Source organism: Micromonospora chaiyaphumensis, from assembly GCF_900091435.1.
In the GTDB taxonomy this organism is placed as follows: Bacteria; Actinomycetota; Actinomycetes; order Mycobacteriales; family Micromonosporaceae; genus Micromonospora; species Micromonospora chaiyaphumensis.
The window spans coordinates 95,631-108,062 of sequence record NZ_FMCS01000002.1; the positions used below are offsets into that span (position 1 = coordinate 95,631).

Consider the following 12,432-nt stretch of genomic DNA (forward strand, 5'->3'; position numbering starts at 1 on the left):
CGTCCTCACGCCCCGATGACCTGCTGGAACTTGGTCTCGTACTCCTTCTCCTGCTTCTCGTCCAGGGCCATGAACACCTTGGACTTCGAGAGCATCGCGTCATCCGGGAAGATGAGCGGGTTGGCGGCCAGGTCCGGGTCGATCTTCTCCATCTCGGCCTGCGCGCCCTTGACCGGGCAGATGTAGTTGACGTACGCGGCGAGCTGCGCGGCGACCGCCGGGTCGTAGTAGTAGTTGATCAGCTCTTCGGCGTTGGCCTTGTGGGTGGCCTTGTTCGGCACCAGCATGTTGTCCGACCAGAGCATCACGCCGGACTCGGGCACCACGAACTTGATCTTCTCGTCCTCGAAGCCGAGCTGGATGACGTCGCCGGACCAGCCGATGCAGGCCGCGATGTCGCCCTTGGCCAGGTCGGGGGCGTAGTCGTTGCCGGTGAACTTGCGGATCTGCTTGGAGTCGACGGCCTTCTTCAGCTTGTTCAGCGCGTCGTCGAACTGGGCCGGGGTGAAGTTGGCCGGGTCGTGGCCGTTCGACTGGAGCAGCAGGCCCATGGTGTCCCGCATCTCCGACAGCGCGGTCACCTTGCCCTTCAGGTCGGGGCGGGTCAGCAGCTCGTCGACGGTGCGGATCTCCTTGGCCACCTTGGCGTTGTAGGCGAGCCCGGCCAGGCCGGACTGCCACGGGATGGCGAGCTGGCTGTCCTTGTCGAAGGAGCGGCCGCGCAGCGAGGGCAGCAGGTTCGCCTCGACGTTGGGCAGCTTCGCCTTGTCCAGCTTCTGGATCCAGCCGAGCCGGATCATCCGGGCGGCCATCCAGTCGGTGAGGACCATGATGTCGCGCCCGGTGGTCTGACAGCCGGCGAGCTGGTTCTGCACCTTGCCGAAGAACTCGTTGTTGTCGTTGACGTCCTCGGTGTACGTCACCTGGATCCCGGACTTCGCGATGAACGCGTCCAGCGTGGGCCGCTTGGACTCGTCCTTCTCGTCCACGTCCATGTACTGCGGCCAGTTCGAGAAGGCCAGCTTCTTCTCCGTGGCGGAGAGATCGTCGCTCTTGCAACCGGCCTCGGTCTGCTGTGCGCCCTTGGTGCCGCAGCCGGCCAGCGTGCCGGCGGTGGCGAGCAGGGCGGCCGAGCCCAGGGTCCCGGTGAGCAGACCGCGCCGCGTGAGGTGCCGGAGGGGACTACGCATGTGACGACTCCTCGGGGGGTCATCGTCGGCGGCGGGACGGGGGTGGCGCGCCGGCGGGAGGGTCAATGGCGATGGACGACTGATCCTGACATGAGGTGACCTTCCTTACAAGGGATTCCGTTGCGGGAATAGCCTGAGGCCACGAAATACGCCAGACTGCGCGGGGCACTACGCTCAGCACGAGGATTCGGACATGGGGAGCGGACGATGGCCAACCGGCAACTGGAGAACGGCAACGGAAGCCGTCGCGTGACCGTGCGTGAGGGCGCCAGTCACGCTCTGCTCGACGACGTGGCCAAGCAGATCATCGAGCAGCTCCAGGAGGACGGGCGACGCCCGTACGCGACGATCGGCAAGGCGGTCGGCCTCTCCGAGGCGGCGGTGCGGCAGCGGGTGCAGCGGCTGCTCGACGCCGGGGTCATGCAGATCGTGGCGGTGACCGATCCGCTCCAGCTCGGCTTCCCCCGCCAGGCCATGATCGGCCTGCGCACCGACGGCGACCTGGAGAGCGTGGCCGACCGGCTGGCCGACTTCGAGGAGATCGACTACGTGGTGATCACGGCCGGCTCGTTCGACCTGCTGGCCGAGGTGGTCTGCCGCAACGACGAGCACCTGCTGGAGATCCTCCAGAAGCTGCGCGGGGTGTCGGGCGTGGTCTCCACCGAGGCGTTCGTCTACCTCAAGCTGCGCAAGCAGACCTACAGCTGGGGCACCGCCTGATACGGATTCCGTTGCGGTGACAAACGCCGCTCGCTGAATCCGTTGCCGTTTGCCCCCGACACTTGCCTTATCGGCATTGCCTGTGGGATAACCGTGGGCAGAGCGGCCGGTGTCACCCCTGACCGGCCCGAGACCCGATGGGGCTGACATGGCCAACGCCACCGACCACCTCTGGATGCACTTCACCCGGATGGCCAGCTACTCCGCCGGCGAGGTCCCGACGATCGTGCGCGGCGAGGGCGCGTACGTCTGGGACTCGCAGGGCCGCCGGTACCTGGACGGACTCGCCGGGCTCTTCGTCGTCAACGCCGGCCACGGCCGGACCGAACTCGCCGAGGCGGCCGCCAAGCAGGCCGGCGAACTGGCGTACTTCCCGCTGTGGTCGTACGCCCACCCGAAGGCCGTCGAGCTGGCCGAGAAGGTCGCGTCGCTGGCCCCCGGCGACCTCAACCGGGTCTTCTTCACCACCGGCGGCTCCGAGGCCGTCGAGGCGGCGTGGAAGCTGGCCCGGGCCTACTTCAAGCGCACCGGCCAGCCCAACAAGTACAAGGTGGTCAGCCGCTACATCGCCTACCACGGCACCTCGATGGGCGCGCTGTCGATCACCGGCCTGCCCGGCATCAAGAGCGACTTCGAGCCGCTGGTGCCCGGCGGCATCAAGGTGCCGAACACCAACTTCTACCGGGCCCCCGAGCACGGCGACGACCCCGAGGCGTTCGGCCGCTGGGCCGCCGACGAGATCGGCCGCGCCATCGAGCGGGAGGGGCCGGACACCGTCGCCGCGGTCTTCCTGGAGCCGGTGCAGAACTCCGGCGGCTGCTTCCCGCCGCCGCCCGGCTACTTCGAGCGGGTCCGGGAGATCTGCGACGCGTACGACGTGCTGCTGGTCAGCGACGAGGTGATCTGCTCCTGGGGCCGGCTCGGCGAATACTTCGGCGCCGTCCGCTACGGCTACCAGCCCGACATCATCACCACCGCCAAGGGCATCACCTCCGGCTACGCCCCGCTCGGCGCGATGATCGCCAGCGAGCGGCTCATGGAGCCGTTCCTCACCGAGACCGGCATGTTCGCCCACGGGGTGACCTTCGGCGGTCACCCGGTCTCCTGCGCGGTGGCCCTGGCCAACCTGGAGGTCTTCGCCCGCGAGGACCTGGTCGGCCACGTCCGCGCCAACGAGGCCGCGTTCCGGTCCACCCTGGAGAAGCTCAACGACCTGCCGATCGTCGGCGACGTCCGGGGCGACGGCTACTTCTACGGCATCGAGCTGGTCAAGGACAAGGCCACCCGGGAGACCTTCGACGAGGCCGAGTCGGAGCGGCTGCTGCGCGGCTTCCTCTCCACCGCGCTCTTCCAGGCCGGGCTCTACTGCCGCGCCGACGACCGGGGAGACCCCGTCATTCAGCTCGCGCCGCCGCTGATCGCCCAGCAGCAGCAGTTCGACGAGATCGAGCAGATCCTGCGCGCCGTGCTGACCGAGGCATGGTCGCGCCTCTGACCGGCAGCCCGGACGGGGCCGGTTCCCGGAACACCGGGAGCCGGCCCCGCGCCGTCGGAGCCGCCGGACCCGACGCCGGGGACCGGACCGCCGCGACGAGCGCCGTCGGCGGCACCGACCGGACCCGGGTACGCCGGCTGCCCGACCTCGCCGTCCACGACCGTTCGACGCTGCACGCCGTGCTCGACGCCGGCCGGGTCGCCCACCTGGCCGTCGCCGACGGCGGCCAGCCGTACGCGCTGCCGGTGGCCTACGCCCGGGACGGGGAGCGGGTCCTCGTGCACGGCTCCACCGGCAGCCGGCTGTTCCGGCACCTCGCCGCCGGCGCGCCGGCCTGCCTCACCGTCACCCTGCTCGACGGCCTGGTGCTGGCCCGCAGCGCCTTCGAGTCCTCGATGAACTACCGCTGCGCCATGGTGCTCGGCACCCTCACCGCGCTGACCGGCGAGGCGAAGCTGGCCGCGCTGCACCGCCTCTCCGAGCACCTGCTCCCCGGCCGCTGGGCGGAGATCCGGCCGCCCTCGGCGAAGGAACTGGCCGCCACGCTGGTGCTCGCCCTGCCGCTGGACGAGTGCTCGGTGAAGGTCAGCGCCGGCCCGCCCGACGACCCCGAGGACGACCTCGACCGGCCGGTCTGGGCCGGGGTGGTGCCGGTCGCCGAGACGTACGGGATCCCGCAGCCCGACCCGAAGCTGCGCCACGACCTGCCCCCACCGGAGTGGTGATGCGTTACCAGGACCTGTCGTACTGGCTGTCCAGCGTGGACGAGCCGCTGACCCCGCGCCCCGGCCTGCCCGGCGACACCGACGCCGACGTGGTCATCGTGGGCGCCGGCTACACCGGGCTGTGGACGGCGTACTACCTCGCCGCGACCGACCCGGCACTGCGGATCGTCGTGCTGGAGAAGGAGATCGCGGGCTACGGCGCCTCCGGCCGCAACGGCGGCTGGTGCTCGGCCCTCTTCCCCACCTCCCTGCCGGCGCTGGCCCGCCGGCACGGCCGGGACCGGGCGCTCGCCATGCAGCACGCCATGCACGAGACCGTCCGCGAGGTCGGCCGGGTGGTCGCGGCCGAGGGCATCGACTGCGACTGGCGGGCCGGCGGCACGGTCGTGCTGGCCCGCACCGAGGTCCAGCTCGGCCGGGCCCGGGCCGCCGTCGCGGAGGCCCGCGAGCACGGGCTCGCCGATGCCGACCTGGTGCTGCTCGACGCCGCCGAGGCCGCCGCCCGCTGCCACGCCGAGGGGGTACGCGGCGGCACGTACACCCCACACTGCGCCGCCGTGCACCCGGCGAAGCTGGTCCGCGGCCTCGCCGCCGCGGTGGAACGCCGGGGCGTACGCGTCTTCGAGCGGACTCCGGTGACCGCGCTGCGGCCCGGGGCGGCGGTGACCCCGGCCGGCGTGGTCCGCGCGCCCGTGGTGGTCCGGGCGACCGAAGGCTTCACCCCGGCGCTGCCCGGCCAGCGGCGGGCCGTGGCACCGGTCTACTCGCTCATGGTGGCCACCGAGCCGCTGCCCGAGGCGGCCTGGGCGGAGATCGGGCTGGCCGAGCGGGAGACGTTCTCCGACTACCGGCACGTCATCATCTACGGCCAGCGCACCGCGGACGGCCGGCTCGCCTTCGGTGGGCGGGGCGCCCCCTACCACTACGGCTCCCGGGTACGCCCCGACTTCGACCGGGAGCCGCGGGTCTTCGCGGCGCTGCGCCGGGTGCTCGGCGAACTCTTCCCGGTGCTCGGGCCGGAGGTGCCGGTGACGCACACCTGGGGCGGGCCGCTCGGCGTGGCCCGGGACTGGGCCGCCTCGGTGGGCCTGGACCGGTCGACCGGGCTCGCCTGGGCGGGCGGCTACGTCGGTGACGGCGTCGGCACCAGCAACCTGGCCGGCCGTACCCTGGCCGACCTCATCCGCGGCCAGCAGACCGACCTGACCACCCTCCCCTGGGTCAACCACCGCTCCCCGAGATGGGAACCGGAACCCCTCCGCTGGCTGGCGGTCAACGCCGGCCTGAAGGTCATGTCGTCAGCGGACGAGGCCGAGCTGAGAACCAACCGCCCGTCCCGCCGAGCCCAAGCCTTCTCCCACCTCCTGGGCCACTGACCCACCCCCACCCGTGGCCCCCCGCGTCGATCATGAAGTTAGCGGCACCAACGGAGATCAAAAACGCCGCCAAACTCATGATCAACCCGCCGGAACCGGCCCTCGCGGGCCGGGGGCGGGTTGATCAAGAAGTTTGCGTCGGGCTGGGGCCGGATTTTGACGCAAACCTCTTGATCAACTGCGCTCCACCCGCCCGGCGGGGCCAGGCGGGCCGTCAGTGGTTGGGGGGGATTACGCGGAGGTGGCCTCGGCGGCCCTGTTGGGGGGTTTGCTGGGCCTGGGCGTTGTCGTCCGACGGGGGGCGTGGGGGTGCCGGGCGGGCGGCTTCCCGGACCGCCTCGGCCAGGGCGACCAGGTCGTCCGTCGTCGGTGGTGGGGGCTCGAACTCGCCCTCGTGGCGCACCACGTCCCAGCCACGCGGGGCGGTGAGGTTGCGCGCGTGCGGCTCGCACAGGTCGTAGGTGTGCGGCTCGGCGAACGCGGCGAGAGGGCCCACCACGGCCGTGGACTCGTTGTAGACATAGGTCAATGTGGCGACCGCTTGCCGGGGGCAGCCGTTACGGGAGCAGCGCCGTGGTGACCTCACGGCGGCAGGGTATCTCCATTACCGGGTGCGGCGCACCGCTTCGCGTTGCGACACGCCCGTCATGGTGATCACAATTCGTCCGATCGGCGCGTCGGCGCGCCGGGCCGGCGGCGCGACGGCGGGCGACCCCGGTGCGCGGGCTACCCTGTGCGTCATGACGAGCCCGGAAAACCGCCGCCCCGGCTCCGGCCGGCGCACCCACCGCGACCGCCACGGGCGGGGCCTGCGGGGGCGGCTGGTGCCGGCCACCGTGCCGCTGGCCCGGACGAAGGCCGAGGTCTTCGACGACCTGGTGCTGGACACGGTGGAGACGCTCGAACGCCGCTTCGCCAAGGAACTGGCCGGGGTCGAGTTCGCCGTCGAGGACGTCCCGCCGGACTTGAACGTCTACGACTCGGACGTGCTGGAGGACGGCGAGGTCCCGCTCGCCCGGCTGCTGCCCGGGCGCCCGGGCCGGCAGGAGGTGCCGCCACGGATCGTGCTCTACCGGCGGCCGCTGGAGTTCCGGGCCATGGACCGCGAGGACCTCGCGGACCTGGTGCACGACGTGATCATCGAGCAGGTGGCGAACCTGCTCGGGGTCGACCCCGACGAACTGGCCTGAGCCACCGCCGGGCCGACCGCCACGCGCCTGCCCGGCCGGCCGCCACGCGCGCTCGCCGGGTCCCGGCCGGCCCCCGCCGGCCGGGTCGCCGGCCCCGGACCCCGGGCGGCCCCCACCGCCCCGGTCCGGTACGTGCGTCAGGCGGCGACCCGCCGCTTGAGCTTGCGCCGCTCCCGCTCGGAGAGCCCACCCCAGATCCCGAACCGCTCGTCGTGACCGAGGGCGTATTCGAGACACTCCGTCTTCACTTCACACCGCGAGCAGATGCGCTTCGCCTCGCGGGTCGAGCCGCCCTTCTCGGGAAAGAACGCCTCCGGGTCGGTCTGCGAGCAGAGCGCCCGCTCCTGCCACTCCGGCGCGTTTCCGAGCAGGTCGGCCACCTCGAGCTGGCCGTCCATCCGTTGCCTCCTTGTCGCGCACCGGCGTCATCGCCGCTGCAACCCCCCACGCGAAAGGCGTGCTTGTTCGTCCGGTCACAATTTGTTGCGTTCCGCGCGAACAACCCCATTCAAATTACACGCGTGTAATGCGTGCGCCGTCAAGCCAAACTTGATAATGGAGTCGCCCTCCCGACACGTCCGGACGGCCGTGGTGGCCGCCCGACCCTCGCAACCTGCCCTATCGATTCAGACCCCGGACGAGTAACGCCTTCCCCGGCGAGTTGCCCGAAGTTTTCTGCCGTGGCGCACCGGTGTGGACACCGCCGGCGGCCCCCGGTGGAGGCTTCCGGCGGACCGCATCCGGGCGGTCGTCGTGACACCGTCCAAGATCAGCATTGGTGGGGGCAAGGTTAACCCGACACGAGCGGTACCGCCCGTCGAGCCCGCCAACGCCGACGGCGCCCCGTCCAGCATGTGGACGGGGCGCGACGGTGCGGCGGCCTGAGCGGTCAGTCAGCACCCGGAGGTGAGCTGGCCGGCCACACGAATTCGGCGATCGCGCCACCGGCGACCGAAATCACGCCGGCCGGCGTGGCGCTGTCCCACCAGACGGTATAGGGACCGGCCGCCAGGTCCGGGTAGACGGCGCAGTGGACGACGCCGTCGCGGACGTGCCGCTCGCGTACGGCCGAATGGGTCCGGGGTTCGTCCCGGTCAGCCCGGCTGATCTCGATCTCGCGGCCGTGCAGGTGCCGTCCGGTGTGGATGATCAGCGCACCGGATTCGCCGCCCAGGTCGAGCATGACGCTGCCGCTCTGGGAGGGCCCGAGAGCGTGGTGGTGGTCGTGCACGGGACCTCCCGCTCAGGACTTCTTCGCCGGCGGGTTGCTGAACCCGTCGTAGGGCGTGCCGAGGAACGGGAAGTCGCCGAGGAAGGGCGCCGTCACGTCGGCCGCGCTCAGCCCCGGGGTGACCGCGGCCGCCGCCGCGTCCGGCTTGAACGTCTTGTCGACCAGTGGCACGGTCAGCCCGGCGATCGCCCGCAGCGCGATGGTGACCACGTCGTCGCCGACCCGCCGGCCGTTGGGGAAGCCCGCCAGGTCGCCCCCGAGCACCCCGAACCGGTCCGGCTTGCGGTTGGGCCGGATCGCCGTGTTCAGCCGGAGCATGTCGGCCTGCAGGTCGCCCGTGGTGTTGGCGAAACCGTCGATCAGGCCGGCCGGCACGCCGGTGAGCAGGATCGCCACCAGGTCGGCCCGGGGCTTCTTCGACTTGTTCAGCGCGTCCAGACTCGGGAAGACGCCCGGATAGAGCGCGGGCAGCAGCGCGGCCAGCTCGGGGTGCTCGACGAACTGGGCGAACCGCTTGTCCTCCGTGGGCGGGAGAGTGTTCCACAGGTCCTTCCTGGACATCGGCACGACGACCTCGTTGAACAACGGGTTGCCCAGCCGGGAAACCTGGGTGAAGGGGCCGGCGGCCGTGTCCGCGGCGACCCGGTCGCCGAGCACCCGCACCTGCTGGCGGGACGCGGTCGTCCAGACGCCGATGGTCGAGGCGCGGTCGGCGTAGCCGTACCGGGCGGCCTTGCGCCGGACCTTGCTGAGCGGGACCTGCACGGCGATGCTGTGCACGTTCAGCCGGTCCAGCGCGTTGACCGGCTCGCCCTCGGTCTTGAACAGCTTCTTGCCGGCCACGTGCAGCTGCTGGAAGGGGCGCAGCGTGCCGAGGTCGAAGACGGCGCCCAGGTCGACGAAGAAGCCGTCGGCCCGCTGGCCGGCGAAGACCTTCTCCCCGGTCGACAGCCGGAACGTCGCCTGTCGCACCAGGTCGGCGTACTTCGGGGTCGACAGCGGGCCGACGTTGCACGGCGGGCAGGGCAGCTTGTGCGCCAGCACGTGCTCGCGGCCGTCGGACACCCGGGTCAGCCGGTAGAACTGCCGCCGGTTCCAGTTCTTGCTGTCCAGCGACTCGATCGGCCCGGTGTTGTAAAGAAAGCTGTTCGGATTCGTGATCTCGGTGGTGAATTCGAAACGATAGGTGACATCCGGATAACCGTCGCCGTCGTTGTCGACGTGAATCTCGTACCGGACGTCGTCGCCGAACTCGAAGAAGTTGGGGCCGCCGGAGGGGAGCTGCACCGGCACGTAGTTGGCGATCAAGGTGACCGTGTCGGGCTGGCTCGGGCTGACGAACGCGTACAGATCGGAGCTGTCGGCGACCGGATCCTTGGCTATCTCCGGAGCCTCGCGGTGAGAGGACATGGCGGACCACACCTTCGTCGGGGGTAGCGGGGAATGGGACCGGCGCCGGGAGTCGCGCCGGGGCCGCGCCGGTGGCGCGGGGGCGGTCAGCGCCGGCCGGCGGCGCGGACCAGGCGGTCGGCCAGGCCGCGGTCGCGTACCTGGATCCGGGTCGTGCCGACGAAGACGTCCAGCGCGCCGGAGGCCGCGTCGCGGAGGTGGACCACGATCGGCTCGTCGCGACGGCCCGCGGAGGGGGCGTTCTGCGCGGCGGACAGGCCCGGCACGGTGAGGGCGGCGGCGCCCAGGGTGGCGCTCGCGGCGGCGGTCAACGTCTGCCGGCGGGTCAGTCGCGGCCAGGGCCGCCGCTTCGGCTCATCAGTGGTCATGGGCAACCTTTCCGGGCCGGCGCCGCAGCGCCCACGGTGGACCGGGACCCGGACGCCGCCGGGTGCCCCGGGCTGGGGGTGCGCCGGCGGCGGTCCTCGCCGCAACCGCCGCCGGCACCCACTGGTACGGCCGGCGGCGGGGAAAGGTTCGACGCTACGCGCCGACGTGACCGTACGCGGTCGTCCGCTTGCGGACCGGCCGGCCGGCCGCCGCCGCGATCGCCCGGAGCTGCTCCTCGGTACGCGCCGAGCCGTTGCCCGAGCCGGCCATCCGGGAGATGGTCTCCTCCATGAGGGTGCCGCCCAGGTCGTTGCAGCCACCCTGGAGCATGGCCACCGTGCCGGCGTCGCCGAGCTTCACCCAGGAGCACTGGATGTTGGCGATCCGGCCGTGCAGCAGCAGCCGCGCCATCGCGTGCACGACCCGGTTCTCCCGCCAGGTCGGGCCGGGCCGGGCGATGCCGGCCAGGTAGATCGGCGCGTTCGTGTGGACGAAGGGCAGCGCCACGAACTCGGTGAAGCCGCCCGTGCGGTCCTGCACGCCGGCCAGCACCCGGAAGTGGGCCAGCCACTGGCCGGGGTGGTCGACGTGGCCGTACATCATGGTGGAGCTGGACCGGATGCCCAGCTCGTGTGCCGTGCCGACCACCTCGACCCAGGCGGCGGCCGGCAGCTTGCCCTTGGTGAGCACCCAGCGCACGTCGTCGTCGAGGATCTCGGCGGCGGTGCCCGGGATGGTGTCCAGGCCGGCCTCGCGGAGCTGGAGCAGCCACTCCCGCACCGGCACGCCCGCCTTCGCGGCGGCGGTGACGATCTCCATGGGGGAGAAGGCGTGCACGTGCATCCCCGGCACCCGCGCCTTGATCGCCCGCACGATGTCGGCGTAGCCGGTGACCGGCAGCTTCGGGTCGATGCCACCCTGGAGGCAGACCTCGGTGGCGCCGGCCGCCCACGCCTCCTCGGCCCGGTCGGCGACCTGACCCAGGGAGAGCCGGAACGCGTCGGCGTCGCTCTCCCGCTGGGCGAAGGCGCAGAACCGGCAGCCCACGTAGCAGACGTTGGTGAAGTTGATGTTGCGGTTGACCACGTAGGTGACGTCGTCGCCGACCGCGTCCCGCCGCACGTCGTCGGCGATCCGGCACAGCTCGTCCAGCGCCGGGCCGTCCGCGCCGAACAGCGCCAGCGCCTTCGCCTCGTGCGCCGGGTCCAGCAGCGCGGCCGGATCGTCGGCCGCCAGCCGCAGGCCGGCGCGCAGGTCGGGGTCGCTCGCCACGGCGGCCGGCACGCTGACCCTTGCGGCCACCTCCGACCAGTCGCCGTAGACGTCGTCGAAATCGCCCCGCCGGTCCCCGGTCCGGCCCGTGGTGTCGATGGTGACGTGCAGGTCGGTCCGCCCGCCGAACACCTCCTCCGGCTCCTGCCACGGCCGGCCCACCGGACGGGCCGCCTCGACGGCCAGCCCGGTCTCCGGGTCGGCCAGGGCGGTGACGTGCGGCAGCAGGCGCGGGTCGAGCCACGGGTCACCGGCCCGGACGTACTCCGGGTAGACGGTCAGCCGCTCGCGCAGGGTGAAGCCGGCCTGCCCGGTGCGCCGGGCCAGCTCGTCCAGCTGCGGCCAGGGACGCTCCGGGTTGACGTGGTCCGGCGTGACCGGCGAGACGCCGCCCCAGTCGTCGATGCCGGCGCGCAGCAGCAGGTCGTACTCGCCCTCGATGAGGTTCGGCGGGGCCTGGATCCGGGCCTTCGGGCCGAGCAGCACCCGGGCCACCGCCACCGTGGCGGCCAGGTCGTGCAGCTCCGCGTCGGGCATGCCGCGCATCGCCGTGTCCGGCTTGGCGCGGAAATTCTGCACGATCACCTCCTGGAGATGGCCGTACTCCCGGTGCGCCCGCCGGATGGCGAAGAGCGCGTCGACCCGCTCGGCCAGGGTCTCCCCGATGCCGATCAGCAGGCCGGTGGTGAACGGCACGCCGACCCGGCCGGCGTCGTCGAGGACCCGCAGGCGCACCGCGGGTTCCTTGTCCGGCGAGCCGTAGTGCGGGCCGCCCGGCTCGGACCAGAGCCGGGTCGCCGTGGTCTCCAGCATCATGCCCATGCTCGGCGCGACCGGCTTGAGCCGTTGCAGCTCCGACCAGGACAGCACGCCCGGGTTCAGGTGCGGCAGCAGGCCGGTCTCCTCCAGCACCGCCACCGCGCAGGCGCGCAGGTAGTCGAGGGTGGAGTCGAAGCCCCGCTCGTCCAGCCACCGCCGAGCGGCCGGCCAGCGCTCCTCGGGCCGGTCGCCGAGGGTGAACAGCGCCTCCTTGCAGCCCTGCGCGGCGCCCTCCCGGGCGATGGCGAGGACCTCGTCCCGCTCCAGGTACGCGGCGGGCAGCCGGTGCGGCACCGTGGCGAAGGTGCAGTAGTGGCAGCGGTCCCGGCAGAGCCGGGTCAGCGGGATGAACACCTTCTTCGAGAAGGTGATGACGCCCGGACGGCCGGCCTCCCGCAACCCGGCGTCGCGGATCTCACCGGCGATCCGGAGCAGCTCGTCCAACGCCGCGCCGCGGGCGGTGAGCAGAGCGCTCGCCTCGGCCAGGTCCAGTGCCCGGCCGGTGGCGGCCCGGCCCAGCGCCCGCCGGACACTCGCCTCGGTCGGGACGGGCTCGCTGCGATCAACCATCCGCCCAGCCTATGCGCTGCCCGGTCGGCCGCCGCCCGCCCCCGCGAGGAGGCGGGCAACAGCCG

12 protein-coding genes are annotated in these 12,432 nt (G+C 72.2%); 5 read left to right on the top strand and 7 right to left on the bottom strand.

Features of this window, described 5'->3' with window-relative positions:
• Positions 1-5: 5 nt before the first annotated feature.
• Entirely contained in the window at positions 6-1,190 is a 1,185-nt protein-coding gene (locus GA0070214_RS06190) for a polyamine ABC transporter substrate-binding protein (protein WP_091260106.1), read from the bottom strand.
• A gap of 207 nt (positions 1,191-1,397) precedes the next feature.
• On the opposite strand from GA0070214_RS06190, the gene GA0070214_RS06195 reads away from it, so the two are divergent.
• From GA0070214_RS06195 to GA0070214_RS06210, 4 genes are all read left to right on the top strand, one after another.
• The gene (locus tag GA0070214_RS06195; protein ID WP_091260108.1) at positions 1,398-1,910 is read left to right on the top strand and encodes an Lrp/AsnC family transcriptional regulator; all 513 of its coding nucleotides are present in this window, start codon (positions 1,398-1,400) and stop codon (positions 1,908-1,910) included.
• A 148-nt stretch (positions 1,911-2,058) separates the two neighbouring features.
• Positions 2,059-3,405, top strand: a complete 1,347-nt coding sequence (locus tag GA0070214_RS06200) for an aspartate aminotransferase family protein (protein WP_091260111.1) — start codon at positions 2,059-2,061, stop codon at positions 3,403-3,405.
• The gene (locus GA0070214_RS06205; protein WP_091260114.1) at positions 3,390-4,130 is read left to right on the top strand and encodes a pyridoxamine 5'-phosphate oxidase family protein; all 741 of its coding nucleotides are present in this window, start codon (positions 3,390-3,392) and stop codon (positions 4,128-4,130) included. The genes GA0070214_RS06200 and GA0070214_RS06205 overlap by 16 nt, the downstream gene beginning before the upstream one ends.
• On the top strand, positions 4,130-5,506 hold the full coding sequence (locus GA0070214_RS06210) for an NAD(P)/FAD-dependent oxidoreductase (protein WP_208602669.1): 1,377 nt from the start codon (positions 4,130-4,132) through the stop codon (positions 5,504-5,506). The genes GA0070214_RS06205 and GA0070214_RS06210 overlap by 1 nt, the downstream gene beginning before the upstream one ends.
• Positions 5,507-5,720: 214 nt before the next feature.
• Here the strand turns inward: GA0070214_RS06210 and GA0070214_RS06215 are convergent, their stop codons facing one another.
• Positions 5,721-6,092 carry a DUF3499 domain-containing protein gene (locus GA0070214_RS06215; protein WP_091260116.1) on the bottom strand — a complete coding sequence of 124 codons (372 nt, stop codon included), beginning with the start codon at positions 6,090-6,092 and terminating at the stop codon, positions 5,721-5,723.
• 154 nt (positions 6,093-6,246) lie between these two features.
• Between GA0070214_RS06215 and GA0070214_RS06220 the strand changes: the two genes are divergently transcribed.
• Complete coding sequence (locus tag GA0070214_RS06220; RefSeq protein ID WP_091260118.1) at positions 6,247-6,696, top strand: metallopeptidase family protein; 450 nt, start codon at positions 6,247-6,249, stop codon at positions 6,694-6,696.
• A gap of 137 nt (positions 6,697-6,833) precedes the next feature.
• Here GA0070214_RS06220 and GA0070214_RS06225 read toward each other — a convergent pair whose 3' ends face one another.
• The 5 genes from GA0070214_RS06225 to GA0070214_RS06245 all read right to left on the bottom strand — a co-directional run bounded on the left by GA0070214_RS06225 (position 6,834) and on the right by GA0070214_RS06245 (position 12,367).
• Complete coding sequence (locus GA0070214_RS06225) at positions 6,834-7,094, bottom strand: WhiB family transcriptional regulator (protein ID WP_013284161.1); 261 nt, start codon at positions 7,092-7,094, stop codon at positions 6,834-6,836.
• 491 nt (positions 7,095-7,585) lie between these two features.
• A complete protein-coding gene (locus GA0070214_RS06230) occupies positions 7,586-7,879 on the bottom strand; it encodes a phospholipase (protein WP_091261398.1) in 294 nt (97 codons plus the stop codon).
• Positions 7,880-7,939: 60 nt separating this feature from the next.
• Positions 7,940-9,337 carry a DUF4331 domain-containing protein gene (locus tag GA0070214_RS06235; RefSeq protein WP_091260120.1) on the bottom strand — a complete coding sequence of 466 codons (1,398 nt, stop codon included), beginning with the start codon at positions 9,335-9,337 and terminating at the stop codon, positions 7,940-7,942.
• 86 nt (positions 9,338-9,423) lie between these two features.
• Complete coding sequence (locus tag GA0070214_RS06240) at positions 9,424-9,705, bottom strand: hypothetical protein (protein WP_091260123.1); 282 nt, start codon at positions 9,703-9,705, stop codon at positions 9,424-9,426.
• 154 nt (positions 9,706-9,859) lie between these two features.
• Complete coding sequence (locus tag GA0070214_RS06245) at positions 9,860-12,367, bottom strand: bifunctional FO biosynthesis protein CofGH (RefSeq protein WP_091260125.1); 2,508 nt, start codon at positions 12,365-12,367, stop codon at positions 9,860-9,862.
• Positions 12,368-12,432 lie beyond the last annotated feature (65 nt).

What these genes read in the sequence shown, in the direction of transcription:
- GA0070214_RS06235 (WP_091260120.1), bottom strand. Translation starts at nt 9,337, where the DNA reads ATGTCCTCTCACCGCGAGGCTCCGGAGATAGCCAAGGATCCGGTCGCC.
- GA0070214_RS06205 (WP_091260114.1), top strand. Translation starts at nt 3,390, where the DNA reads ATGGTCGCGCCTCTGACCGGCAGCCCGGACGGGGCCGGTTCCCGGAAC.
- GA0070214_RS06225 (WP_013284161.1), bottom strand. Translation starts at nt 7,094, where the DNA reads ATGGACGGCCAGCTCGAGGTGGCCGACCTGCTCGGAAACGCGCCGGAG.
- GA0070214_RS06230 (WP_091261398.1), bottom strand. Translation starts at nt 7,879, where the DNA reads ATGCTCGACCTGGGCGGCGAATCCGGTGCGCTGATCATCCACACCGGA.
- GA0070214_RS06210 (WP_208602669.1), top strand. Translation starts at nt 4,130, where the DNA reads ATGCGTTACCAGGACCTGTCGTACTGGCTGTCCAGCGTGGACGAGCCG.
- GA0070214_RS06190 (WP_091260106.1), bottom strand. Translation starts at nt 1,190, where the DNA reads ATGCGTAGTCCCCTCCGGCACCTCACGCGGCGCGGTCTGCTCACCGGG.
- GA0070214_RS06245 (WP_091260125.1), bottom strand. Translation starts at nt 12,367, where the DNA reads ATGGTTGATCGCAGCGAGCCCGTCCCGACCGAGGCGAGTGTCCGGCGG.
- GA0070214_RS06195 (WP_091260108.1), top strand. Translation starts at nt 1,398, where the DNA reads ATGGCCAACCGGCAACTGGAGAACGGCAACGGAAGCCGTCGCGTGACC.
- GA0070214_RS06200 (WP_091260111.1), top strand. Translation starts at nt 2,059, where the DNA reads ATGGCCAACGCCACCGACCACCTCTGGATGCACTTCACCCGGATGGCC.
- GA0070214_RS06220 (WP_091260118.1), top strand. Translation starts at nt 6,247, where the DNA reads ATGACGAGCCCGGAAAACCGCCGCCCCGGCTCCGGCCGGCGCACCCAC.
- GA0070214_RS06240 (WP_091260123.1), bottom strand. Translation starts at nt 9,705, where the DNA reads ATGACCACTGATGAGCCGAAGCGGCGGCCCTGGCCGCGACTGACCCGC.